The organism is Yoonia sp. BS5-3 (genome assembly GCF_038069655.2).
In the GTDB taxonomy this organism is placed as follows: domain Bacteria; phylum Pseudomonadota; class Alphaproteobacteria; order Rhodobacterales; family Rhodobacteraceae; genus Yoonia; species Yoonia phaeophyticola.
In genome coordinates, this window is the sequence record NZ_CP150951.2 from 2,933,456 (window position 1) to 2,959,147 (window position 25,692).

General features: G+C 55.8%; 20 protein-coding genes, 1 tRNA gene and 1 pseudogene. 19 read left to right on the plus strand and 3 right to left on the minus strand.

From position 1 onward, the window contains the following. Window positions 1-125: 125 nt before the first annotated feature. Window positions 126-1,271, minus strand: a complete 1,146-nt coding sequence (locus tag AABB29_RS14930; protein WP_341366161.1) for an AI-2E family transporter — start codon at window positions 1,269-1,271, stop codon at window positions 126-128. A 126-nt stretch (window positions 1,272-1,397) separates the two neighbouring features. Here AABB29_RS14930 and AABB29_RS14935 point away from each other — a divergent pair. The 3 genes and pseudogenes from AABB29_RS14935 (at window position 1,398) to AABB29_RS14945 (ending at window position 2,775) form a co-directional block, all read left to right on the plus strand. Next, window positions 1,398-1,487: transfer RNA gene (locus AABB29_RS14935), tRNA-Ser, on the plus strand. A 145-nt stretch (window positions 1,488-1,632) separates the two neighbouring features. Further along, a pseudogene (locus tag AABB29_RS14940) lies at window positions 1,633-2,457 on the plus strand (tyrosine-type recombinase/integrase). Window positions 2,458-2,484: 27 nt separating this feature from the next. Beyond that, window positions 2,485-2,775, plus strand: coding sequence for a hypothetical protein (locus tag AABB29_RS14945; protein ID WP_341366158.1), 291 nt, complete (start codon window positions 2,485-2,487; stop codon window positions 2,773-2,775). 565 nt (window positions 2,776-3,340) lie between these two features. Here AABB29_RS14945 and AABB29_RS14950 read toward each other — a convergent pair. Next, complete coding sequence (locus AABB29_RS14950) at window positions 3,341-4,219, minus strand: LysR family transcriptional regulator (RefSeq protein ID WP_341366157.1); 879 nt, start codon at window positions 4,217-4,219, stop codon at window positions 3,341-3,343. Between the two features lie 134 nt (window positions 4,220-4,353). On the opposite strand from AABB29_RS14950, the gene AABB29_RS14955 reads away from it, so the two are divergent. The 16 genes from AABB29_RS14955 (at window position 4,354) to AABB29_RS15030 (ending at window position 23,962) form a co-directional block, all read left to right on the plus strand. Next, window positions 4,354-5,391, plus strand: a complete 1,038-nt coding sequence (locus AABB29_RS14955) for a TRAP transporter substrate-binding protein (protein ID WP_341366156.1) — start codon at window positions 4,354-4,356, stop codon at window positions 5,389-5,391. A gap of 10 nt (window positions 5,392-5,401) precedes the next feature. Then, window positions 5,402-5,935, plus strand: coding sequence for a TRAP transporter small permease (locus tag AABB29_RS14960; protein WP_341366155.1), 534 nt, complete (start codon window positions 5,402-5,404; stop codon window positions 5,933-5,935). Continuing rightward, window positions 5,932-7,212 (plus strand): TRAP transporter large permease, encoded by a 1,281-nt coding sequence (locus tag AABB29_RS14965; protein ID WP_341366154.1) that lies wholly within the window; start codon window positions 5,932-5,934, stop codon window positions 7,210-7,212. The genes AABB29_RS14960 and AABB29_RS14965 overlap by 4 nt, the downstream gene beginning before the upstream one ends. Window positions 7,213-7,227: 15 nt before the next feature. Continuing rightward, complete coding sequence (locus tag AABB29_RS14970; RefSeq protein WP_341366153.1) at window positions 7,228-7,881, plus strand: DUF2848 domain-containing protein; 654 nt, start codon at window positions 7,228-7,230, stop codon at window positions 7,879-7,881. Further along, on the plus strand, window positions 7,878-8,699 hold the full coding sequence (locus tag AABB29_RS14975) for an amidase family protein (protein ID WP_373636605.1): 822 nt from the start codon (window positions 7,878-7,880) through the stop codon (window positions 8,697-8,699). The genes AABB29_RS14970 and AABB29_RS14975 overlap by 4 nt, the downstream gene beginning before the upstream one ends. Next, a complete protein-coding gene (locus AABB29_RS14980; protein ID WP_373636606.1) occupies window positions 8,608-9,123 on the plus strand; it encodes a hypothetical protein in 516 nt (171 codons plus the stop codon). The genes AABB29_RS14975 and AABB29_RS14980 overlap by 92 nt, the downstream gene beginning before the upstream one ends. Then, entirely contained in the window at window positions 9,116-10,309 is a 1,194-nt protein-coding gene (locus AABB29_RS14985; RefSeq protein WP_341366151.1) for a M24 family metallopeptidase, read from the plus strand. The genes AABB29_RS14980 and AABB29_RS14985 overlap by 8 nt, the downstream gene beginning before the upstream one ends. After that, a complete protein-coding gene (locus AABB29_RS14990; protein ID WP_341366150.1) occupies window positions 10,306-11,205 on the plus strand; it encodes a LysR family transcriptional regulator in 900 nt (299 codons plus the stop codon). The genes AABB29_RS14985 and AABB29_RS14990 overlap by 4 nt, the downstream gene beginning before the upstream one ends. Window positions 11,206-11,362: 157 nt before the next feature. After that, entirely contained in the window at window positions 11,363-12,031 is a 669-nt protein-coding gene (locus tag AABB29_RS14995; protein WP_341366149.1) for a hypothetical protein, read from the plus strand. A gap of 74 nt (window positions 12,032-12,105) precedes the next feature. Beyond that, window positions 12,106-13,065, plus strand: coding sequence for a TRAP transporter substrate-binding protein (locus AABB29_RS15000; RefSeq protein ID WP_341366148.1), 960 nt, complete (start codon window positions 12,106-12,108; stop codon window positions 13,063-13,065). Between the two features lie 148 nt (window positions 13,066-13,213). Further along, the gene (locus AABB29_RS15005; RefSeq protein WP_373636919.1) at window positions 13,214-13,666 is read left to right on the plus strand and encodes a TRAP transporter small permease; all 453 of its coding nucleotides are present in this window, start codon (window positions 13,214-13,216) and stop codon (window positions 13,664-13,666) included. A gap of 2 nt (window positions 13,667-13,668) precedes the next feature. After that, on the plus strand, window positions 13,669-14,967 hold the full coding sequence (locus tag AABB29_RS15010) for a TRAP transporter large permease subunit (protein WP_341366146.1): 1,299 nt from the start codon (window positions 13,669-13,671) through the stop codon (window positions 14,965-14,967). After that, window positions 14,967-15,827 carry a hypothetical protein gene (locus AABB29_RS15015; protein ID WP_341366145.1) on the plus strand — a complete coding sequence of 287 codons (861 nt, stop codon included), beginning with the start codon at window positions 14,967-14,969 and terminating at the stop codon, window positions 15,825-15,827. The genes AABB29_RS15010 and AABB29_RS15015 overlap by 1 nt, the downstream gene beginning before the upstream one ends. Window positions 15,828-16,645: 818 nt before the next feature. Next, window positions 16,646-16,903 (plus strand): hypothetical protein, encoded by a 258-nt coding sequence (locus AABB29_RS15020; RefSeq protein WP_341366144.1) that lies wholly within the window; start codon window positions 16,646-16,648, stop codon window positions 16,901-16,903. 709 nt (window positions 16,904-17,612) lie between these two features. Then, window positions 17,613-20,438: an isopeptide-forming domain-containing fimbrial protein gene (locus tag AABB29_RS15025; protein WP_341366143.1), complete on the plus strand. Its 2,826-nt coding sequence runs from the start codon at window positions 17,613-17,615 to the stop codon at window positions 20,436-20,438. A gap of 11 nt (window positions 20,439-20,449) precedes the next feature. After that, window positions 20,450-23,962 carry a hypothetical protein gene (locus tag AABB29_RS15030; protein ID WP_341366142.1) on the plus strand — a complete coding sequence of 1,171 codons (3,513 nt, stop codon included), beginning with the start codon at window positions 20,450-20,452 and terminating at the stop codon, window positions 23,960-23,962. A 397-nt stretch (window positions 23,963-24,359) separates the two neighbouring features. Here the strand turns inward: AABB29_RS15030 and AABB29_RS15035 are convergent, their stop codons facing one another. Continuing rightward, window positions 24,360-25,643 carry a hypothetical protein gene (locus AABB29_RS15035; protein ID WP_341366141.1) on the minus strand — a complete coding sequence of 428 codons (1,284 nt, stop codon included), beginning with the start codon at window positions 25,641-25,643 and terminating at the stop codon, window positions 24,360-24,362. Window positions 25,644-25,692: the final 49 nt, after the last annotated feature.

Here is a 25,692-nt window from a genome sequence, read left to right on the forward strand (position 1 = left end):
TTCACTTCATCTTAGCGGCGTGCGCCGCTTGGCCGTAGACTAACTATGGCTGCACGGCGCAAACCACTGACATTTCGTGAAATCGCCGCTGACGGTGTAAGATTAATGGGTCCTGACCCTAGGGCTTAATCCCGCCGGATGTCCTGCCCGAACAGATCCCTGTCAATCGGCTGATCCAGCATCTTTTCCGATTCAGGTAACCCTTCGCGGGACAACAGAACCGCTAGCGGGCGCAGGTTGGGCACATGGCTGCAAACAACCAGCAGCATCACCATGATGGGCACCGACAGGAACATACCCGGGATGCCCCAGACCGCCCCCCAGAAGGCCAGCGAGAGGATGATCCCGAAAGAGGACAGGCGCAGCGCCCGTCCCATCAGCATCGGGTCGATCACCGATCCGTTTACGAACTGGATCAGTCCTGAGATAAAGAAGATCGCCAAAGTGGTGGTGGGGTCTTCCAGCTGCACATGGGCAACAAGCGCGATTAATGCGGTCGCCACGATTGATCCGATATTGGGAATGAAATTCAGCACAAAGGTGATGATCCCGATCGACGTGGCCAGTTCCAGTTGGAACGCTGTCGCAAGCACATAAATCATGGCACCGGTCACCGCACTGATCATCGTTTTGACCAGCAGATAGTAGTTCACCCGGTGGATGATCGATTGGATGATCTTGCCAACCCTTTCGGCCTGGGCCTCATCCCCGACCAGGTTGGTCAGTTTGGTTTCAAACCATATCCGTTCAGCAAACAGAAAGCCCACAAAGAGGATGACCAATACGGTCGCCTGGGTCAGTCCGCTGGCCTGGCTGGCCGCCGTGCTGAGATAGCTTGATACATCAATGCTTTGCAATGCGCCCACGATGGCGACTTCGCTATCTTCGCCCAGCCAGCTGAAGAGTGACGCAATCGCGGATGGCGCACGCTCGGTATAGGAAAGGGCGGTGACAAGCACCGTATTCACCTGCGCCAGCAAGATTGATGTCAGGATCAAAAGCGCCACGGCAATCAGCAGCATCGCTGCGATACTGGCTAGCGCGTTGGGAATACGAAAGGGCCCAATCCGTTGCCGGGCGATGAAACTGATCACATCACTGGTCAGGCTGAAAAGAATGATTGCGGTGGCAAGCGAGATCAGGATGAACCGGGCCTGGACCATCAAAAACAGCACAACGGCAAAGGCGATGATGACAAGGGCGCCCGTTTGGAGGCGGGCGGCATTGGGCCGCTTTTGTTGATCATTGGCCTTGGGAGGGTCGTGCAGCATCAGGGGCGTTCTCTTCGCATTTGCAGAAAACTATACTGCGCGCAGGAACGGATGGTAAACCGTTGTTACAAACATATCTCTGGGGGCTTGCGTTTCTACCCGGGTTGCGGCTAAACCGCCGCCAACGGACAGGTGGCCGAGTGGTCGAAGGCGCACGCCTGGAAAGTGTGTAGGCGGGAGACCGTCTCCAGGGTTCGAATCCCTGTCTGTCCGCCATCCACCACTTTCACTTAATGAGGTTAGGTTGTTTATAGGTGCCTATGTACCTATAATTGTTGGCGTAATTGCATTCATTGTGCCTTTTGGCTTTTCTTCGATTATGCCTTTTTCCATTCATTGCGTGGTACGAAGTGTGGTATCAATGGTTGCCCTTAGCGGTAAATTGACAAAAAAATTGGTCCGAACCTTGGGGCCTGGTCGCCATGGCGATGGAAGCGGTTTGTACCTTGTCGTGGATCCATCTGGAGCGCGTCGGTGGATCGTGCGAGTTACAGTAAAAGGTCAGCGTAACCGCGAAGGCAAGCCTTTACGCACAGACTTCGGCTTGGGCGGCGCTGATGTCGTTACGCTGAACGAAGCACGTGACCGGGCCTTAGAATACCGGCCGTTGGCAAAACAAGGCATCAACCCGCGCTACAACGGGCGGCAAGAAATCCCTTGTTTTGAGGAAATCGCCCGTCAGGTCCACATCAAGCGCCTGCCGACTTGGAAAAACCCAAAGCATGGCCAGCAGTGGATCAACACGCTGGCAGAGTATGCCTTTCCAAAGATTGGTCGGTTGCCAGTGTAGGAACTCGGCCAGCCAGAGATTTTACAGGTATTGCTTCCTGTTTGGACCGAAAAGCACGAGACTGCTAAGCGATTGGCGCAGCGCATCAAAGCTGTCCTGGACGTCGCAAAGTCGAAAGGCTACCGGGATGGCGAAAACCCTGTGATGACCATCCGCGACGCGCGCGTGCTGCCTCAAGTCAAACAGAGGGTTCAGCATCACAAAGCTATGAAGTGGCAAGATGTACCTGCCTTTTATGCGGAACTAGCGACCAAGGATGCTATGGCGGCTAAGGCACTTATGTTCACTTGTTTGACGGCAAGCCGCACTAGTGAAGTGTTGAATGCCAGATGGGAAGAACTCAATTTTGATCAACAGCTTTGGACTGTTCCCGCTAAGCGAATGAAGGCAGACTAGGAGCACCGCGTTCCGCTGACAACTGCGATGCTGGATATCCTAGAGCCGTTAAAAGCCCTTTACTCAGAAGTCATTTTCGAAGGTCAGAAACGCCATAAGCCAATGAGCAACATGGCAATGCTCATGCTTTTACGGCGCATGAAAGCTGAAGGTATCACCGTACATGGTTTCCGTTCGACCTTTAGAGACTGGGCCGCTGAACAACCTGGTATTTCTCGCGAAGTGGCTGAGATGAGCCTTGCCCACAAAGTCGGATCTGATGTGGAGAGGGCTTACGCGCATTCTCGACCGGAACTTCGCTGCACGGTGCATCAATGACTACAAGGCGAGACTTTGCCGACATTGATGTTTGGGCATTTGCTGACGCAGTATTTATTCGTGAGCGAAGCGGCCGCATTTTGCAGCGCAGCAGATTTCACCAGAGCGGCCATTGAGAGGGTCAAAAATTAGGTATTCCCAAACTACCCTTTCGCCGCGCGTGGTTCTAACAATAGCGTCGCGGGACAAAACCGACTTTCACCGGATTTTTATTCAATGCCTGCTTTAGCCACAGGATTAGTTGTATTGTGCGTTCTACATCATCAGCTATTCGTCCGCAGTGATCAAGTTCCTGAATGATGTGGACGTAGAACTAGCTCAGATGACGGTACAACGGAGCGCAGAAACGCCTGCGCTAGTAGATATCCCGGAGAACCTGCCGGAACTTTGCCGCGAGTTGTCTGCATCTGTTGAGTTGCCAGTTCTTAAATTTAGAAAAACGCTCACTGTGGGACTAGAGAAATTGGCAATTCCTGTGTGTGTTTAACCAAAATCACTTTCGACAAATATTCCTCTTTTGGGAACCAACCCGACGCGTCATCTCGGAAAGTCATACTGATAAATATCAAACCGATGGAGGTGGAGCAGATTCGCGCGTGACTTGGTTCAGGCATTGCACGGCTTTCTCGATGAATGTGCCCTCATATTCGCGCAAAAACGACGCAGATAGCGAGAGCGAATTGGGCGTCCAGCCCGGGTCAAACAACGTGACCCGTCCGCTTTTCATGCTGCGGTGCGACGTCATCTTGGGAAAGGCCCCTGCGCCAATGCCAGCTCCCACCAATTCGAACCCTGTTGACAGCGCACTTGTCGGAAAAACGCGTACACCGGACCCGTGCAGCCGCGTCAAATAGGCGTGGATTTCTTGGAACGGTCGCGACTTACGGTGAAAAGTAATGACCGGCGTTTTAGAAAGATCAGGATCGTCCGTGCCGGCCTGTTTAAACCAGCCCATTTCGACTGACGGAAGGGCCATGTTGGTGATCGTGTAATCCGAAATCGGCCCCATCAACACCGCAAGATCAAGCGAGCGTTCCAAAATTTGTTCGCGCAGGTTCACGGAGATATCTACAGACACTTCGACCAGCACGCGCGGGTACAAGCGGTGAAAACGGGTGAGAAATTCAGCGAGCCAACTTTCCGCGGCGGTCTCGATCACGCCGAGGCGCAAAACAGATTCGAACAATTCTGAAGAGACGAGCTCAGACCGGATTCGGTTCATCGTCTGCTCTAACACTTCTGCATGGGGGACCAGCAGAATGCCTGCGCGGCTCAGTTGCATGCCGCCGCCACTGCGATCAAACAATGTGATACTCAAATCCTTTTCTAGCGCCAGAATGCGATTTGAAACAGCCGGTTGCGACAGGTTCAACGCCGCTGCCGCCCGTCGGACTGCCCCCAACCGCGCGACTGCCAGAAACGTTTTAACTTGGTCAAAATTCATGGATGTTTCGCACCTTGTGATAGCCTGATGTTATCACTTTATATCAAATAACAGAATTTGACAAAATCATCCCCGGCACAAAGTCTTATCGCAAGGATGCTGAACTTGCGTCCATTTCCAACAGAGGTCACACCATGAATAAAATTACATTTACGCTCATAGCGCTTTTACTGGGCACCGCCGCTCACGCCCAAGATACGCTGTCCGTTGTCGGCAGCTGGAGCGGTTTGCCGCTGCACAAAAACTACGAAGCGCCGTTTTGGACGACCGGTTTGCCAGACGCCGTTGGCGGCGATCTTGAGGTTGCCCTGACCACGCATGACCAGATGGGCATTTCCGGTGGCGACGTGTTTCGCATGATGTCGCAAGGCGTGTTCGATGTCGGCATGACAGCGGCAGATTACGCTGTTTCCGACAGTGCTGCACTTGAAGGCTTGGATGTGCCGCTGGTGGCCAGCGACGCTAACGAGGCTAAAGTCGCCCTTGATGCAGCCCGCCCGATGATGAATGATATTTTTGAAACTGTTTTTGACGCGCACGTCATCGGCACAGCGCCATACCCCGCACAAATCGTTTTCTGCAACGCACCAATCACCGGCCTTGCTGACCTAACTGGTCTAAAAATCCGCGCGTCCGGCCGAATGACGGCAAATGTCCTTGAGGGTTTGGGTGCGGAAGCTGTGACAATGGCATTCGGTGAAGTCCCCGGTGCGCTGCAGCGCGGTGTCATTGATTGTGCCGTTACGGGTGCGGGTTCCGGTTACAATTCTGGCTGGTGGGAAGTCTCCACACACCTGCTCCCGCTCGCGCTTGGCGGATGGGATCCGGTTGTTGCAGCGATCCGACTGGACCGCTGGAACGCTATGGACATAGAGACGCAGGACACGTTGACAACATCCTTCGTTGAACAAATCGAAGCACCGGCATGGGCTGAAGCACAGGCAAACATGTCCGCTGAAATCGCTTGCTTGACGGGCGGCGACGAATGCCCCTTGGGTGAAACGCGCGACATGACATTGGTAGAGGCCACGCTGGCCGACGAAGAACTCGTTAAAGACCTGCTGATAACAACGATCCTGCCAGAATGGTCCGAACGCGCTGGCGGCGATTGGGGGCAGCGTTGGAATGATACCGTCGGTGCTGCCACTGGCGTTACGTTCGTCGCGAACTAAGGCGGACAACATGCAAAGTTTTGTCCAAATTCTGGTGCGTATCAATGGCTACATGGCCCTTGCCGCAGGTACACTGTTGTTGGTTGCGGTGATTGTTATCCTCGCAGATGTGGCGATGCGCGCCTTCGGGCATCCATTGGGTGGCACGGATGAACTGTCCGGCTACGCAATGGCCATCGCGACCGCTTGGGGTGCCAGTTACGCCCTGACCGAGCGGGCACATGTGCGCATCGAACTGATCCGCAACAAACTGGTCCCTGCGGGACGTGCTTGGATGGACTTAATCTCGCTTGGTGCTTTGGCAATCACAGCCGTGGTTATCGGGTGGCGTGGGTGGGGGGTATTAGCCTCCACCCTCGCCAACGATTCCCGCGCAAATACCGCGTTGGCCACGCCATTGGCATGGCCGCAAACCCTGTGGTTTGCAGGGTGGCTGTGGTTCGCGGTTTCTGCCTTGCTTCTTTTGATCTCCGTCATGGCATTTATGTTCGAACGAGACTGGACCGCCGTTGAAGACGCCGCCGGCTTTAAGGGTGAATTATGATCCTATTTACAACAACGGGCCTGTTCACGCTGCTTTTGGTGTCAATTCCTGTGGGCATCATTTTGATCCTGCTCTCCATCGCGCTTGATACATTTTTCTCACCGTTTCCATTAATGCGCGGGTTGGGCCAAATCGTCTGGTCGTCGTCCAATTCGGGCACGTTGATCGCTATTCCGTTCTTTGTGTTGCTTGGCGAAATCCTTGTGCGTAGCGGCGTAGCCAGCCGGACGTATAATGCGTTGAACAGTTGGTTGTCGTGGCTGCCCGGCGGGCTGATCCACGCCAATATCGCCACGTCGACGTTGTTTTCCGCAACCTCTGGCAGCTCGGTCGCGACTGCGGCAACCGTTGCGACTGTGGCCACGCCGCAGGGCGACAGGCTTGGCTATGATCCGCGTTTGTTTACCGGCGCAATCGCCGCAGGCGGTACGTTGGGGATCATGATCCCGCCGTCCATCAACCTGATTGTTTACGGGTTCCTCACAGAAACTTCGATCCCGCGCCTGTTTTTGGCGGGCCTCCTTCCGGGTATTCTGTTGGCCTTCATGTTCATGGCTATTGTCATTGCCCTGTGCGTATGGAAACCGTCCCTTGGCGGGAAGCGCCCTGAATATACGTGGGGCGAACGGATGCGCGGGTTGCCCGACCTGTTGCCTGTAATGGGCCTGTTCGCAACCATCGTTGTCACGATTTATGCAGGCATCGCCACGCCGACTGAATCCGCGGCCCTTGGCGTAGTGTTTGCGCTGGTTATTGCCGCGCTGAACCGCGCCGTGACGTTGCAAATGCTAGACGAGGCGCTGCGCGGAACGGTCAAAACCACGTCCATGATTATGCTCGTCGTAATCGGGGCTTATGTATTGAACTTTGCGCTGACCGCGTTGGGCATCAGCCGTCAGTTGCAGCAACTCCTCGAGGGGCTGGGTCTGGGCGCATATAGCACCTTGATGGTGATCGTGCTGATCTACATCGTCTTGGGCTTTTTCATCGAAACCTTGTCGCTGATGGTTGCGACCATTCCGATCGTTGTCCCGATCATCGAGAGCTTTGGCTTTGAAAAAATCTGGTTTGGCATCCTGATGATTGTACTGATCGAAATGGCGCTGATCACACCGCCCGTTGGCCTCAACCTTTACGTCGTTCAATCCGTACGCAAACGCGGGAAAATGGGCGATGTCGTTGCGGGCGCTGTTCCGTTTGTTCTCGTCATGCTGGGCATGGTCGGGCTCCTTATCCTTGTTCCCGGGCTGGCCCTTTGGCTACCTGACACCCATTAATTCCACAGGACATTTATGCAGTTTGAAACACCCACCGGCCCCGTCACGTTTGACATCAATCACTTTGTCGTTGCGGGCTGGACCGGACGCGACCACGACAAGGTTCAACACCATATTGATGAACTTGCGTCAATTGGCGTGGCTCCGCCGTCACAGGTGCCGCTGTTCTACCGCACATCCGCGACCCTGCTTTTGCAAAGCGACTGCATCGAAGTTTTGGGCGCAGGCACATCGGGCGAGGTCGAACCTTTGGTCATACATGCGAACGGTGCGGTGTGGCTGGGTCTGGGGTCGGATCACACAGATCGCCCACTTGAGGCGCATTCCGTCGCCGCATCAAAACAGGCCTGCGCCAAACCGGTGGCGTCGGTGCTTTGGCCTATGGACGAGGTTAAAGACCATCTTGATGACTTGGAATTGCACTGCGATATTCGCGAAAGCGGCGCATGGGTTGCATACCAGACGGGTACAATGGCCAGCATCCGCCCCCTTGCGGACCTTGTTGCAGCCTGCGAATTGCCCGAAGGCGGTGCAATGTTGTGCGGAACTTTGGGCGCGATTGGCGGCGTGCGTGAAGGCGAAGCCTACCGGATGCGCCTGACAGACCCCGTACTAAAGCGCGAAATTACATTGGAATACACAATAAAAAACCTACCAGTAATCGCATGACACACACAGACCACGCCAACACCACAGACGCCGAACGCATCGCCCGCGCACAAGCCAGCAAGCACGTTTTCACGACACTGATGCCCGACGAATTTGCCCAGTCCGCCGGACGCGACGGCCCCCTGAAAGACAAGGTGCTATCCGTCAAAGACCTGTTCGACATCAAAGGTCAGATCACGCGCGCAGGCAGCCCAGTTCTGGAAGATACCAAACCTGCCCGCCGAGACGCGACTGCCGTAGAACGGTTGCGTAGCGCAGGGGCACGCGTGATCGGGCGCACAACCATGACCGAACTGGCCTATTCGGGCTTGGGCCTTAACCCCCATGACGGCACGCCGGAAAATCCATTGTTTGCAGGCCATATTTCCGGGGGGTCCACGTCAGGCGGGGCTGTCTCGGTTGCGACGGGTTTGGCAGATATTGCCCTTGGCAGTGACACGGGCGGGTCGTTGCGCATTCCGGCCGCGTTTTGCGGGCTTGTGGGGTTCAAACCGACCCAATCCAGCGTGCCGATGGCGGGTGCGATGCCGTTGTCGGACAGCCTAGACAGCGTCGGCCCTATGGCGCGCGATGTCACGACCTGCGCGAACGCATGGCACGTTATGGCAGGGCGCCCCGTTACAGATTTGCCCCAACAGCGCCCCGAATTGGTCGTGCCTTTGAATTTCGGTCTGACCGATCTGAGACTCTGCCGTGGCTGCCGGCTTTGCCAAACTGCGGAACGCCTTGACCATCGCAGGCTGGAAAATCCGCGAGGTGACACTGCCGGTGTTAGACACCTACGGCACCTTGCCTGTCTGGCAATTCAGCGCCTTTGAAAGCCTACGCCGTTTTAAAGACAGACTTGCTACACATGGTTCAAAAATGGATCGACGCGTACGCGTGCGCATGGAACGAGGGTTTGAAATCTCCGAGGCGGATTTTGCGGCAACTCTGGCGAAGCGTGCAGAATTGATTGCCGCATTCCGCAGTGAAATCGGCGATGCGCTTGTGCTTTTGCCAACGGTCGTCATTCAGCCACCGCACTTTGATGATGTTGACACAGATGAAGGGTTTTCGCGTTTGAATCTGCTGACCTTGCGCAACACCAGTCTCGCCAATGTCATGGATGGGTGCAGCATTAGTTTGCCGTATGGTCAGGGCGATGGCTTGATTGGGGCTATGCTGACCAGTTCTGGCGGGCAGGATGAAACCCTCCTCGGCGCGGCCCTGGCGATGGAGTCCGATCTGACCAATGGATGACCTGCCCCTCACCCTGCGCCGCATCGATCCGACACGGTTCGCGGCGCGGCGTGCGGCATTGCTTAACCTGGCAGGCGGGCGGCCCATTGTCTGTTTTGGCATGGGCAGTGCACTCGGGGCAGGCACGCGATCACATGGGGGTATGCGATTTCTAACGGGCTGGGACAGCCATGAATCCAGCGCAGTTTTGCTGCTTGGATCGCAAACATCCCGCCTTCTGCTGACAAGCCCGTTCATGGTTCCGTCAGCTATGGACGTGGTGCCGGAGTTATCGCCCGAATACCTGCCCGCGCCGCTCTGGCCGCAGGCAATCGCCAATTTTCGATCCGGTCAGACACCTGCGCTGATCGGCGTGGATGAAATGCCAATGGGGATATACCGCAATCTGGCCCGGCATTTGGATGATGGTGTTGATATTACAACCCGCCTCGATGATCTGCGGCAGGTGAAAGACAACGCCGCGTTGGATCTGCACCGGTTTGGTGCATCGATTTGTGACGAGGTGTTTGCGGCCTTGCCTGAGGTTATAAAAACGGGCCGTAGAGGTCGTGAAAGCCAGCGGATCCTTGAAAACCTGGCACGTCAACACGGGGCCGAATATTGCCGCACGTGGCTTACTTTGCGCCCGCAGGCAGACCACCCGCGATACTGGCCCGAAGAAACGGAAAAGGCTGCTGAAACAGGCGACCAGATGTTGTTTGGTGTCGCCTTAACGGTCGATGGTCACTGGGCGCACGGCTTGCGGATGGGGCACATCGGCCCTGCCTTCGATGCGGTGGCTCAGTTGCATGAACAGGTCGCCGTGGCGTTGAATTTGGGGATGGACGCTTTGCGTCCCGGTCGTTCGGTGTCAGAGGCTGTGCACGCCATGGCCAGCAGCCTTACCTCCCTAACGGGCGCCGCCAAAGGCCGCCCAACCAGAAGTTTTCGCGCGGGGCACGGTCTTGGCCTGACGTACGAAGAGCCGGGATTGACGGCTGCGTTTGCACAGACGTTCGGGGCCTATCCTGGTGCCCCACCCGAGGATGCAGGGCCGATCCTCGAACCCGGCATGGTGCTTGAATTGCATCCGAATGTGTTTGTTGACGGAATTGGTGGCGCTGCACTGGGCCAGATGATGGAAATTACGCAGACAGGCGCTAAACCGTTTCTGGGCGCACCGTTAGAGCTGGTAACACTGGGATGAATACGCGGTTTTTAGAAACCTTTGTCGCGGTTGCTAATTTGGGTAGTTTTCGCGCGGCGGCTGACCAACTGAATGTAAGCCAGGCGACAGTGTCCAGCCGGATTTCTGCGCTGGAAACCGAACTGCGGGTCAGGCTGTTTGATCGTGAATTTCACGCCACACGCATCACTGTTGCCGGTGCGATGATTCTGGACAAAGCGCAAGAGATGCTGGCAACCGAACGCACCCTGCGCAACACGCTGTCCGATCCCACCGAAGCTGTAGGTCGTGTGCGCCTTGGGCTGGTGTCCTCCGTCGTTCACACGTGGCTGTGCGATCTTATCGAAGAGGTGGCGCGCTATTATCCCCGTCTGGGACTGGAATTGACGGTGGAACCCACGCCCAACATCGCCGCTGCATTCGAGCGAGGGGCGCTGGATATGTTGCTGACCACCGATGACCGTCATGATGAAACCTGCGTTTGCGCCGATCTACCGCCCCTAGCCATGGGCTGGTTCGGTCCAGAGGGCATGTGTGATGAAACCTTGACGCTTGCCGATGTTGTCGGCAGTCCGTTGATTACGTTTACCCGAAATTCCCGCCCCCATACCAATGTTTTAGCTCTGTTCAGCGAGCGCGGACTTAGGCCGTCCATCGTGCATTGCATCACGTCTATGGCCGCAATCGCGCGGTTGACCCAGCGCGGCCTTGGCATAGCAACATTACCACTGGCGAGTGACTTGTCCGGACCAGAATTGTTCTCCATCAACGTGGATGCGCAATTGCCGCCGCTGCCCCTGTATTGCATCTGGCGACGCAGTTCGGATGCGGCCACTTATACGGCAATTGCCGATCTGGCGCGGGACTGCGCCGAGCGCCATCAACGGCTGGCGCAGCGCCCCGTCGGACATCATTAACAAACCCGATCACCCCCCCCTGAATTATTCCGTTTGTGGAAAATTTGCTTTGTGGCGAAGCTGTTTTAACAGAAATCGACATCACTGACCCATCAGGACGCAGGCCGGCAGCCCCGCCGCGTAGAGGGAGAGTTTTGTTCACAGATCAGGATGCAGAATGAACAAGATCCGTACGACAGATCAGGCACAGCTTTTCGTCTGGAGCGATATTGATCCCGACCATGAGGCAGATTTCAACCTGTGGTATGACCGCGAACATATGGAAGAACGCGTCCGGATTGATGGATTTACCGGTGCGCGTCGATATCGTGCCATTTCCGGTTCTGCGCGTCGTTATCTTGCCCTGTATCGAGCAACGGGTCTTTCAGATTTCACGACTGACGCCTATCGCAAGGCCTTTACCAAGCAGACCCAGTGGTCGGTCTCCAATTTTGGCCGCATGTCAAACACCCGCCGTCGCGTGATGCATGTGGCGCAGGAAGGTGGTTTTGGTTGGGGGGGCGCATTGGTGCTGATTGAACTGGTCCCCGATGCCATGACATCCGGTGATATCACCGCAGTTTTAGCGGGCATGATGGCAAAGGACGGGGTTCTGCGTGTCCATTACATGGTTCCCGACAAAGTCCTTTCCACACCGCTGCCGTCCGAAAACCCCGAAGGCCGCGTACTGGCCCCGTGCATCGCGGTCGACGTATCTTCAGAACCGATTGCCGAAGCCACGTTGCGCCAATTGCGTGAACAGCTCGGTGGGGCTGTGCGCGAATCCGAAACATTCGGCCTGATGTGGTCGTTGGACGAACACGATCTGCCTCCGCTGGAAGATTGAATTGAACCAACCGTCTCGTACGGCAAGCAAACGAACGAAAAAAAACGATCAAAATCAACAAGGAGAGACCTAAAATGAAACATTTTCTTATCGGAACAGCCATCGCGGCCCTGACAGCGGGCCTTGCCCATGCCGAAACATGGCAGATGTCGGCGGACGCCCCTGACGGCAACTATCTGACCCAAAACATCCGCGCCTTTGCCGATGATGTGGCCCGCCTGTCAGACGGCGAACTGGAAATCGACGTTGTGTCCAATTCTGTGCTGCTGGCACGCACTGAACTTAAGCGTGGCGTGCAGCGTGGCATCGTCCCCATCGGCGAAGTTCTGATCTCTGCTCTGGGCAACGAAGACCCTGTTTATTCGGCCGACGCAGTTCCGCTTATGGCGACAACATTCGATGAGGCGCGCGCACTTTGGGCGGCGTCCCGCCCGATATTTGAGGAAAAGCTGGCCGAAGACGGACTTGTTTTGCTCTATGCAGCGCCTTGGCCACCGCAGGGTGTCTACATGAACAATGAGGTGATCGATGCGTCATCTTTCGACGGGGTTAAATTTCGCGCTTACAACCCGTCTACCGCACGTCTGGCCGAACTTTTAGGCGCGGTGCCTGCCACAATCGCCACATCAGAAATCAGCCAAGCGTTTTCGACCGGTGTCATCAATGGCATGATCACGTCGCCATCAACAGGTGTGGACAGCCAAGCGTGGGATTTCGTGGACTACTACTATGATGTGCAGGCCTTCCTGCCCAAAAACATGGTGATCGTAAACCAAAGCGCCTATGACGCCCTGTCTGACGACGTCAAAGCGGCGCTGCAAGAAGCCGCTGCATTGGCCGAAGACCGTGGCTTTGAGATGGCTGAGGTTGCCACCGTTGAAGCAACGCAGACCATGGCGGACAACGGCATGACCGTTTTGCCAGCACCAGAAGGTTTGGCCGCTGACTTTGAAGCCATCGCCGGCACGATGAGCGCTGAATGGCTGGAACAAGCTGGTGAAGACGGGCAGAAAATCGTCGAGGCAATGAACTAAGCCTAATCGGGGTCTGGGCGGTCAAACGCCCGGGCCTCTTTCTATATTTGCTAGGGTGCCCGCCACCGCCCCCCATTTGGAGCCTGCAGCCATGCTACTCACACGCCATATATTCAACTTTTGTGGCGCCTTGGCCGCGCTTTCCTTGATGGGGATTGCCGTTTTGATCTTGTCGCAAATCGGTCTTCGACTGATTGGCCACCAGATACCGTCCGCCGATGATTTTGCGGGTTGGGCGTTGAGCGCGTCCATCTTCCTCGCGCTGCCCGCTACGCTGGTGCACGGCGACCATATTCGTGTGACGTCTTTGCGCCAGCTTTTGCCTCCTAAAATAGGCCACGTCGCCGATATTCTGGCGGCGGGTTTTGCCATTGTGATGATGGGGTGGGTCACTTGGGCGATTTTTGGTTATGTATCAGAAAGCTGGATCTACAATGAACTGAGCCAAGGTGTGATCGCGTTGCCGCTTTGGATACCGCAATCAGCAATGGTGCTGGGTTCTGCCCTTTTTACCGTGGCGTTTGCGGAACGCACTGTGCGCTTGATCCTTGGATTGCCTGTCGAAATCAAAAAACCTGACACCCTTTTGAGGGGAGAATAATCATGGATATCCTTCTGCAATCGGGCGTTCTTGTCGCGACTTTGCTTGTGCTTTTGGGCTTGGGTGTGTGGGTCGGCGTTGCGCTTATGGCTTCCGGCTTTGTCATCTTTTCGCTTTTCACCTCTACACCTGTTGACGCCATTCTTGGCACGGTCATGTGGGTGCATTCGGCAAGCTGGACGTTGACCGCGTTGCCGCTGTTCATCTGGATGGGTGAAATCCTGTATCGGACACGTTTGGCCGAAAACTTGTTTTCCGGCCTCGCGCCGTTGCTGGGGCGCTTGCCGGGTGGTTTGGCCCATGTGAATGTTGTTGGCTGCGGAATCTTCGCCGCAGTGTCCGGCTCATCCGCCGCAACCACGGCCACCGTGGGCCGCATTTCCCTTCCCGAACTCAAATCACGCGGCTATGCGGACCGCCTTGCCATCGGGTCGTTGGCCGGATCGGGCACGCTGGGCCTGTTGATCCCGCCATCGATTGTGATGATCGTTTATGGCGTCGCAGCACAGGTTTCAATCAACCGTTTGTTCATTGCGGGCGTCATTCCCGGTTTGATGTTGATGGCGCTGTTTTCGAGCTATATTGCGATTTGGTCAAAACTAAATCCGGACGGCGTGCCAGCCCCGGAACCACGCGTGCCAATGGCGGAACGCCTGCTCCGCTTACGCATGTTGCTGCCCGTAGTCGGGTTGATCGTTGGCGTGATCGGGTCAATTTACGCAGGCATCGCAACTGCAACCGAAGCTGCAGCCATCGGCGTTTTGGGCGCGCTGATCATCGCCGCCTTTGGCAAATCTCTTTCGCTAAAGGCATTTATCGAATCCCTTATGGGGGCCACGCGCACTTCAGCCATGATCGGGTTGATCCTGCTGGGCGCAGCATTTCTCACCTCCGCGATGAGCTTTTCCGGTTTGCCCGGACAGTTGGCCGAAATCATATCAGCCAGCGGGCTTGGGACGTCTGGGTTGATCGCGGTGCTGACGGTGTTCTTCGTCCTGCTTGGGTGTTTCCTTGACGGGATTTCGATTGTTGTGTTGACGACCTCAGTCGTTATGCCCGCTGTGATTGCCGTGGGGATCGACCCGATCTGGTTCGGCATCTATCTGATCATCGTTGTAGAAATGGCCCAGATCACGCCGCCGTTGGGGTTCAACCTGTTTGTCATCCAGAATCTGACCGGAAAATCCATCTTCGAGATCACCCGCATGGTGGTTCCTTATTTCTTGATTCTCGTTCTGGCGGTGATCCTACTGACCGCATTCCCCGGCATCGCGACGTGGCTGGTAGAACAGACCTACTGATGCCCCAGCTCGACGCCAATCCCTCGCAGCCCACGGCTTATGTTGCCTTGGGCGAGCAGCGTTACCGCGTGGCCCATTTTGTTGAAACCGTTCTGGCTGGAATCAGCGATGTTGCGGTACTGGGCGACAAGGTCATCGTGCTGAGACGGCAATCACCGGAACTGGTCGTGCTCGGGCTGGACGGGAAGCTTTCGGATCACAGTGTCGCGTTGCCGGATTTTGCCTGTGGCCACGGGTTGCGCAACATCGGTGCTGGTCAATTGGCTGTTACCGATATGGACCGGCATAAGGTCATCATAGTCGATACAACCCTGCAAGAGGTCGCGCGTATGCACTGCGACGACCACCCGCAATTGGGTCGCCCGTTTAACCATCCGTGTGACTGTGCGCGGGGGCCGGATGGCCGACTTTATGTCGCCGATGGCTATGGCAACAGCGCGGTTCACATTTTCAGCGCCAAGCTGCAGCATCTAAAAACCTTCGGTGTGCCGGGCACGAACGCAGGGGCATTCTCGACCCCCCATAGCGTCTTGTTTGATAGGCAGGATCGGCTGTGTGTGGCAGATCGCGAAAACAATCGCGTTCAGCTGTTCGATGCAGAGGGCAATTGGTTGACGCAAATTGAAGGGGTCCACAAACCCATGGCTCTCGCGCTGACGCCTGATGGTATGTTGTTGGTGACCGATCAAACCCCAAGGCTGTCAGCCTATGATGCCGATGGACAATTGGTAGGGCGCTGTCGGACGTTTTCGACCTATGGACACGGGCTGGCTGTGCAGCCGGACGGTACAATTGTTATCGCAGACATGATCCCAGACCGCCTGACATTTCTGATCCCCACGAGGCCCGCATCCAACTAGGTCGAGACAGGGTGAGCTTATCCTCTGCTTTCCACAACGTTGTCCATGCCGCCCTGTACAAGCCCCGCGCAAACGCTGTGACACTATATCGATGATCGCTACTGCGGTCCGCATGAGATATCCACGGTAGATTCAGAATTGGTATCGCCTCTTGTGCGCAACAATTGGGGATGGCCAGCCGACATTCAAGCTCTGTGCAGCATCTGTTAGTAATGGGATGTACCGGCTGCTTCACTCAGCAGGTTAGGCCTACTGTTGTAACTTGCATGGGGTGGCTCCTCCGTTGAGCAGTTTCTGACAACTGCAGTATGGCGCATTGCAACGCCGACGGGCGCAGGAGCCATCCATCCCATCTGCAGTGCGTAAAATTGATCCCTGCTGCACTCTGCACGAATGGCCGCTTTTCCGGCCGCCCGGCAGGTCCGTACTTTACGTTGACACAGCATTTTCCACGCTGCGAGCGCATGCAGGGAGAAAACCAAATTCACAAAATGGGCTCGAGCCCGACATTCGCTGCGGAACATATGAACGTCATCTTTTGGTATGCCGCCCAGTCTTAGTAAGATTGGGCGGCAACGTTGTCGGGATCGGGTCGGCAATCAACTGAGAATATGCAATAGTCGAATTTGAACCCGGCGTGGTGTATTTTGTGGTATGATGGTGTATTCTCTGTAAATAATATATTTAATTCATTAACTTACGGGTTTAGTGCGTAAGACTGTCTGTCCGCCACCACACCCTTGCTATACTTCAAATTGCTTTTGGCGGGCGGTGTTTGATTTTGATTTTGCGTTGGACGGCCCGAAAAAGCCAACTCAGTGCAGTGGCAAAACTGCGTCCGAAACCGTTGCAGCGGCGCCCAAAAGGCGCTTTGCTTAGTCATAGCCTCTGGCGGGCCTATTACGCACGTCGCGGGTCCAGGCACGACCGATATCAAGAATGTCATGCCAGGCGCTGCGGCACTGCTGGAGGCGCAATTTATCTCAGAAATCACGGGCATCGTTGATGCAGACACAATTGAATGTCCGGTCTACGCAGGAAATGCTATCCAGGCCGTCAAGGTCGTGGCCCCATGATCCAAACGCCTTCGCCCGGAGCGTTGTCGATATCAGTAGCTGACCTCTTAAGCGCCTAGCGCGCCGCAGGCCAAGTAGCTGATTCTATGTTTGAAACGTGTTTGGTCGCTCAATTTGGTACAGCGGGCCACAAAACCAGTGGGCGATTGCGCGGGAAATCGCTACTTCTTCTGATTGCTACTGTCCTTTAGTATATGTCGGTGATTTTTCGCCATCGCGAGAAGGCTGGACGATCTTGGTTTTGGATAGGCGATTGTTTCCGGGTTTTGGTAAACTGCGGGCGCTGAGTCGCGCTTTTGTTGCGGGGCTAGTCCAATCTTTATTTGGTAGCAGCAGGGCTGGCTTAACGAGGAAATCGGGTGATTGACCGAAGTTGAATGGTGCTGCAGTCTGGATTAAGTTACTGATAAAATTATAAAAAGTCTTTTTCGAGTGGATCTTCGGCAATCCTGAACAAGTTATCGTAGTCGAGATTCGAGCTGCCGGACACTCAAAAAACAGTAGATCCCTTAACGATTTTTCGAGGCCAATAGGATGGATTTCGGTTTTCAAAACTGATCCGGTCTTGGTGCGGCAATGGGGAGATTTCCCCAGGTTCTTTCCGAGTTGCCGTAGGCGGGATTTTCTCTAGAACTTTGCGCGCGTAAATACGGCATTGTGGGGATGCTGGTGGGTAATTGGGGAATCGGAAATGAATTTGAGTGGAATAATGACTACGGCGTCGCGAATAGCAGCGTCGACCATATTTGTGATTGGGGCAACTGTTGCCCATGCGCAGGATGCGTCTCTTTCTATTGCAAAGGTTGATGCAGGACCGGTCGGATCATTGGACCCGGCGGGTTATGTCGTTGCAGATAATGTTCTGCCATTTACGAGTGAACAGACGGGTCAATGGTCCGACGGTGGGGTGATTACCTACACCTTTACCGTTGTGAACACCGGAGACGTCAATATGACGGATGTCGAGCCTGTTGAGGCTGGCGTTGAAATTGACGGTGCTCCTGGTACGGGCACCTTATCCGGTTTCACAATTGTATCCCAAGCAGGGTTCGTGGACACTGACCTGAATGGGGATGACCGCGTTGATACCCTGGCCCCCAATGAACAGGCCTTGTTTACGGCAACCTACGCAATGTCTGACGCCGATTACGCTGCGATGATCAACGCGGCAAGCCCGGCGACGGCAGTTACCAATTCAGCTACGGCGACTGGCGTTCCCGCAGCCGGTGTTCTGGCCGCTGTGACGGCTTCGGAGACGGCCACTGGGCTGGCGCCTTATCAGCCGACGCTGCCGACCGCTGTCTGCGAGACCGGTTATGCAAGCTGGGGCTATGTCACGACTGTCAACAACCCCGAGGACAACCCGAACCGCGGCGTCAACGCCTACCCCAATGCGGGCTGGATTTATGATGCCAATGGTCTTCCGATCCGTGCACAGACACCTGCTGTCACCGGAACGATCGTGGGGCAGTTGCCAGAATATACGAATGAAAACAACACGCGAGCGATCGAGACGCATTTGGCAGTGACCTATCTGACCGGCGATGCCGGAACAGAAGAAACGGTGACGATGGTCGACCCTGCTTCGCTTGAGCACAAAGTCTATGCCGTTTTTGATGGCAATGGCAACTTGTTGTCGGACAGTGTGGGCACCCCGGCACAGCTGCCTGCGGGTGGGAACAATTCGATATACGGTGCGAATTCTGACGATTACGACCTTACTTTTGTTGTTCCAGCTGATGGCAACTACTACGTCTATAGCTGGATGGTCGATTATGATCAGGCTGGGACGATTTCCTTTATCAATTGCCAACCGCCCGTTGCCGAAGACGATGAGTTTGATGATGGGGCTGCTATTGGCGACACGGTGACGGGTCTTGATATCCTGGACAATGACACAGTTGGCGACACTGATCTGGACCCAACCAGCGTTGTGTTCACGCTGACCGGTTTGCCAGCGGATGCGACTTTGTCGGACGATGGTAAGACATTGACGGTGCCGGGCGAGGGCGTTTGGACTGTTGATGATGATGGTCTGGTGAGTTTTGATCCTGAGGATGATTTTGAGCAGAACCCAACCCCGCCATCCTACACAGTCGATGACGAGGACGGTGATACGTCGAACGAGGCCACGATCACGTTGATCTACAACACGGCAGCCGTTTCTGGCACTGTGTTCCTCGACAATGATGCCAGCGATACGTTTGATCCTGCCGATGGCGAGGTCGGCTTGGGCGGTTATACGGTCAACCTTTACGATCCTTCGGGTGTTTTGGTTGGTACCGCCGTGACGGGTACGGACGGCACCTATCAGATCGCGGGATTTGTGCCGGAGGCGGGTGATTACACAATCGAATTTGTCGACCCGGATAGTGTGACAATCAATAGCTATCCGCTTGGTGTCGATTTCACGACCGATCCAATCCAGACGGATATCGATCAGCCGATCCTGCCGACCGATACGCCTGATGTAACTTTGGAGAAGATTGCCTCGGTTGCGAGTGTCGTGATTGGCGAGACGGTGACCTACACGATCACGGCGACCAATCTGGGCGCGACGGCTTACACGCCGTTGACAATCATCGACACTTTGCCCACCGGCCTGACCTATACGCCTGGTACGGCGACGGTTGACGGCGTGGCTGTTGAGCCTGATGTCACGGGTGCGGGTACCTTGACCTGGGACGGTTTGACCTTGGCCGCTGGTATCGGTTCGACCATTGAAGTTACACTGGATGCCCGCGTAAGCGCTTCGGCTCCTTATGGATCGCTGGTGAACACCGCCAATCTGTTGGATGAGAATACCGATGAACCGATAACAAGCGCTGCGACCGCTGTTGTTACTCTGGCACCTGAGGCTGTGTTTGATTGTACGGCTTTGATTGGCAAGGTTTTTGATGATCGCAATATGAATGGTTATCAGGATCAAATTGGGTCTGCCCCTGTTGTCAGCACCCGCGGCATTACCGATCAAAGCTTTATCACCGGTAAGTTTAGCAATGATCTGGTGGAACGTGATGAAAGCGAGCCGGGTCTGCCTTATGTGCGACTAGCCACGCCCACAGGCACGATCATCACCACCGATCAGTTTGGCCGGTTCAGCGTTCCATGTGCGGAACTCCCTGGTGATTTGGGCACGAACTTTTCGCTTAAGCTGGATACGCGGTCGTTGCCTACGGGCTACCGCGTGACCACCGAAAACCCGCGCACGATGCGTCTGACCGCTGGTATCTTTACAGAAATGAACTTTGGTGCATCAATCGGCCGGATCGTTGATGTCGATCTGACGGATGCGGCTTTTGCGCCAGGCGCGGACACACCCGGGGAGGCTTTGGCGACAGGGGTGACCGGTTTGCTCCAGCAAATCGCGGACACGCCATCGATGCTGCGTATCTCGTATTTCATTACAGGCAGCGAAGATGCGCGGGTTGCGCGTGACCGTATGGATGCGGTCGAAGCGTTGATCCGTAATCAATGGCGTGATGTTGGCGAGTACCGACTTGTGATCGAACGCACAGTCAAACAGTTCCAGTAGAGGTGAGACAGATGAGAATGCAAAAGAACCCCACCTTGCGGGCCACTTTGATGAGCGCAACGGCACTGGCCTGGATGGCTTTGCCTGCGCAGGCACAGGAACTGGATTGTGTGGAAACACTCGGCCAGCCGTTGCCAGAGAATTGCGAACAGCGCAATGCGGGGCTTGTGGTCGAAATGCCCATCGGTCAACAAACCGAGTTTGACACTGGCCCCATCACCAACAACGCGGGCTTTGTACTGGCTATTGATGGTGCGCCCATCAATGCGGATCCCCGGATTGAGGACCAGATCCGCCGCACGGATATCGCCCTGGCCGAGGCCAATGTGCAAGTCATGTTCGACGGGCTTGACCCGCAGCCACGCCTGAACGTGGAGACAGCCGGCGCCCCCCGCGCGTATCGTGCGGGTGACACGGTCACGTTGCGCAGTGAAACCAACTATCCAGCCTTTATTGATCGCGCCGAGATGCGCATCATTGATCGGGCCGCAGCGGGCGGCGCCCGTCTTGTGGCCCGGGTGCCTGTTGATGCCAACGGTAACGTCAGCTTTGTCGTACCTGAAGGGCGCGATCTTGTTGTTGTGCACCGGGTTTATGACGCCGCAGGCCGGTACGACCAGACTGAGCCGCTGCCTTTGGGCCGCGCCGATGATCGCGGACTAACCGCTGCCGATGATGGGTTTGATTTTACCGCCGAGCGCAATTTGCGGATCAATGGCGGCACCGTGCGCGTCGCGGCCGATAGCTTGCAGCCCGGTGCAACCCTGTCGACCCTGGGCGAAACAGTGCGCCCTGATCGGGGTGGCCGGTTGGTGATCGAACGGATCCTGCCACCGGGTGATTACGCCGTTGATGTGGCGGTGAACGGCAATGGCGCCAACACGAACCTGTCGCGCGAGGTACAGGTCCCTGGGGCTGAATGGTTCACCTTTGGCGTGGCCGACCTGATGCTGTCACGCACCGAAGATGACGCCACCGGCGAGACGGTTGATACCGCAACGGGCCGTTTGCAATACTATATTGATGGTGAAACCGCTGGCGGTCTACAGATCACCTCGTCGCTGGACACGGGCGAGGAAGAGCTGCGCGATATCTTCCGCCGTCTGGATGAGCGTGATCCGCGATCCATCATTGGCGACATCGAAGACAGCTATCTGACTTATGGGGATGACAGCGAGATCGTGGATAACACCCCAACCTCGGGCAAGTTCTATCTGCGTGTTGAGCAGGACGGGAATTTTGCGCTTTGGGGTGATTATCAGGCACGGGTTGCCGGATCAGGTTATCTGCGCAATGAGCGTACGCTTTACGGCGCACAGGGCCATTATGCGACGGACGCAACCACCGAACGCGGTGAGGCGCGGGCGAGCGTTGATCTTTATGCCTCGCAGCCAGATCAATTGGTCGGTCGCGATACATTCCTGGGTACCGGCGGATCGGTTTACTTCCTGCAACGGCAGGCGATCACGACCGGCACCGAAACGCTGAGCGTCGAAGTGCGTGATGCCGATACGGGCCGGGTCACCGCCCGCCAGACCCTGGTGCAAGGGCGCGATTACGACATCAACTACACCCAAGGCAGCATCACGCTGTATAGCCCGTTGTCGTCGTCCACGGTTGGCAATCTGATTGAGACCAATCCCGGCGGCGACGCCGAGGTCTATCTGGTGGCGCAATATGAGTTTACGCCCACGACAGCGGATGTTGACGGGTTCTCAACCGGTGGCCGCGTTGAAGGCTGGGTCAGCGATGACGTCCGGGTGGGTGTCACTGGTTTGCAGGATGATACGGGCACGGCGGATCAGACCGCTGTGGCGGCTGATCTGCGCTATGAATATGGTGAAAACAGCTTTGTGCAGCTTGACTATGCTGAAAGCGACGGTCCCGGTTACGGGTCATCTGTCTCGACCGATGGCGGTCTGACGATCGACAATACCGCAGCTGTTGCAGGCAGCGGCACGGCGGCCAAGATCGAAGGTCAGCTTGACTTTGGCGATCTTGGATCAGAGCGCGGCGGCGTGCTGGGCGGCTATTACGAAGAGCGTAGCGCAGGCTTCTCGACCCTGGATTATCAGGTGGCCGCCGATGAGACGCTTTACGGCGTCTATGTGCGCAGCACCCCCGAAGAGGGGCTGGGCTATGCGGTTTATGCGGATGTCTATGACAGCGATGCTGGCGTCGAAAAGCAGGAGATCGGGGCCGAGCTAAGCGGGGCCATCACCCAGCAGCTGTCTTACGCGGTTGGCGTTGAATATCTTGATGAGGTCACAGCCACCACAAGCGGCGACCGGGTGGTCGCAGCCGGGCGGCTGACCTATGCGCTGTCTGAGCAGACCAGCATCTATGGCTTTGGTCAACAGACCATCGAGAACAGCGGCCTTGATGCCTATGACCGCTATGGTCTGGGGGTCGTGCAGAGTGTCTCAAACGGTTGGGCCATCACGGGCGAGCTGTCAGACGGCACCGGCGGTGTTGGCGGGCGGATCCTGGCCGAGCGGCGCAGCGACAGCAATAACAGCACCTATTTTGGCTATGAGCTGGATCCGGGCCGCGCCTTGGACGCCGGTATCTCGACCGCCGATAATGGCGGCAAATACGTGCTGGGCGGCCGTCGCCAGATCAGTGATGACACGCAGGTCTTTGCAGAAAACACCTATGATATCTTTGGCAGCGCCCGGACGCTGACGGGGGCCTATGGTGTGGAATACCTTGCATCAGACTTCCTGACCTATGATGCCGCGCTAGAGCTGGGGCAGGTTGAGGATGACATCAACGGTGATTTTGACCGGCGTGCGGTGTCCTTCGGGGTGCGTTATGCCAGCCAAAGTGTCACAGCGCGGGCGCGTTTGGAATATCGCCAGGATGAAGCTGATGATCTGTCGGTGCGCTCTGATGCGGATACAGTGATCGTGACCACCGATCTGCAATATCAAATCGACGATGCGCGCCGTGTGCTGTTCAGCCTGGATCTGGCCGATACGGACACCGACGAAAGCGCGATCCTGGATGGCACATTGGCTGATCTGCGGCTTGGGTACGCGTTGCGCCCCGTGTCGCATGAGCGGGTGAACATTCTGGCCGGCTATCGCTACCTGTATGATATGTTTGGTCAGGAAGTAGACGGCGTGGCCGGAAGCGGCCCAGTGCAGGAAAGCCATATCGTTGATATCGCAGGTAATTACGACATCAACCGGCATTGGACCATCGGCGCCAAGCTGGGCGCCCGTCTGACCGACAGCGCCGCAGATAGCACCATGGAGCTGACAAGCAACGACGCCTGGCTGGGCGTGATCAATGCGCGCTACAACGTGGTGCATAACTGGGATGCTTTGATCGAGCTACGTCATTTGGAAACGATCGATGCAGAGACCAGCGACACGGGTGTGTTGGCAGCCGTTTACCGGCACTTCGGGAACAACGCCAAAGTCGGGGTCGGGTACAACTTTGCATCCTTCTCGGATGATCTGTCAGACCTGACATTCGACGACCAAGGCGCATTCATCAACATCATCGCAAAGTTCTAAATACCAAGACAAAGAGGCTTTGCGCCCAAAATAGAAGGTCCCGGCCGATCAGTTGCAGCTGACTACGGCGCGGTCGGCGCGGTTCGACCGGGGCGACGCAGGCGGTTTCGAAAACAACGAAGCGAAACAAGAGCGCGAACTTAAGAAGGCGATTATCCGGTAGGGGTGGACCTGCCCGACGTGCTGACGCTGGCCCTGTCGTCACCCTCACAGAGCGTCGTGGACGTTCTGTGAGGGGAAAGGGCTAGGCGACCTTGACCTTGCCGCCGTGGCGGTCTTGGCGGTGCCCTTGTGGGCACTGCCCGTTGCCGACCGGCCTATCGTTGCGGCCTTGTGCGAACACCCCTGAACCCAAGTGCCAAGGGCAACTTGCCGCGCGAACTGCGCGACATTTTCTTTACCTTCCTAGCGGTCGAATACGCGGTTCGATACGCTCTGGCACGTTGTAGGCTTGAACCGTGATGGAAATTTCACGGTTGGCGTCGTCTTTGTGACCGAAAAGGTAGGTCCAACTGCTTTCCGAACGCTGCTTCACCAACTTCTTGAAGTTTGCATGGTTCGGCGTGCTGCTAGAAATTTTCTCAAGAACACCTGTGAAATCTTTGTTTCGGCTGAACATTAGGACTGCGGCCTTTGTGTCGCGCCAACTCAGGTAGGAAAGCACTTGGTCCAACGTTTCTAGATACGCCTTCTCGCCAGTCCAGAACTTGCATTCGCCGATGAAGATGTTTCGGCCATCGACCTTGATGAGAATATCAGTCTTGCCTTCGTAATTGAATGTTTCCCCGGTCGCATCGCCGGAGAAATGGCCGTTCAACTGGACCAAAAAATGTGTCCGTAGGCTTTCTTCGTCAATCTCTCTGAAAGCGCCGGGGCTTTGCTCCATGACTTGAACCATATTTTCAAGCACTTTCAAAATATGTTCGTAGTTATCGCTTGTAAGTGTAGGTTCCGGTTCGAACGGTGCCCTAGACGCTTTTGGCTTCGGTGTGGCAGGTTTGATCTTACGGCGGACGGAAGGCGCGGCAAAGGTCTCCGACGCACCGGGCCTTTCTTTCATCTTGAATCCCAAGCCCGCGACTAGTGACCTGTCTTTAAGGAGCTTTTCGTTACGGCGCTCAATAGTCTGCGTCGCTAGAGCCAACAATCCGGCGTTGTATCCCTGCGCATCCTTTGTCAACCATTCAAGATGTTGCTTGATCGACGAAACGCGGCTGTCAACTTCCTTCCGCACGTGGTCCGCTGTCAAATTTATTCCAGTGATGGAAAACTTGAGGCAATCGCTAGCAACATAGGCACGGGGATTGTTGTAGTTTCTGGTCGTCGGTTGAATGTCGAAACCAGTTTTGTTCCCGGTGTAAGGCAGTTCTACGTCAACCGCTGTTCCTGTAACTGTCCGTGTTCCACCATAACCATCGTAGAATGGATCGTTACGACGGCCTACTTCAACTTCAGCTTCGCGCTGATCCGCAACGATTTCGTCGGGGAGGATCGTAGGAACGTCAAACTCAAACTCAGAAGCATAGTAGTTTGCCAAGTCTGACGTTGAAGTGTTCAGCAATTCGTCGCCGTTCATGGCCTCAATAGATGCCACTAACTTCTGTTCCCACGCTTGCTGCGTGGCGAACCAATCGCCTTTGTGAAAAAGGTGGTCTTCTGGAGTTGAACTGTAGCGTCGCATAACAAACTCGCATTGTGCATGAGCTCTTGCGACCAACCATATGTAGAGT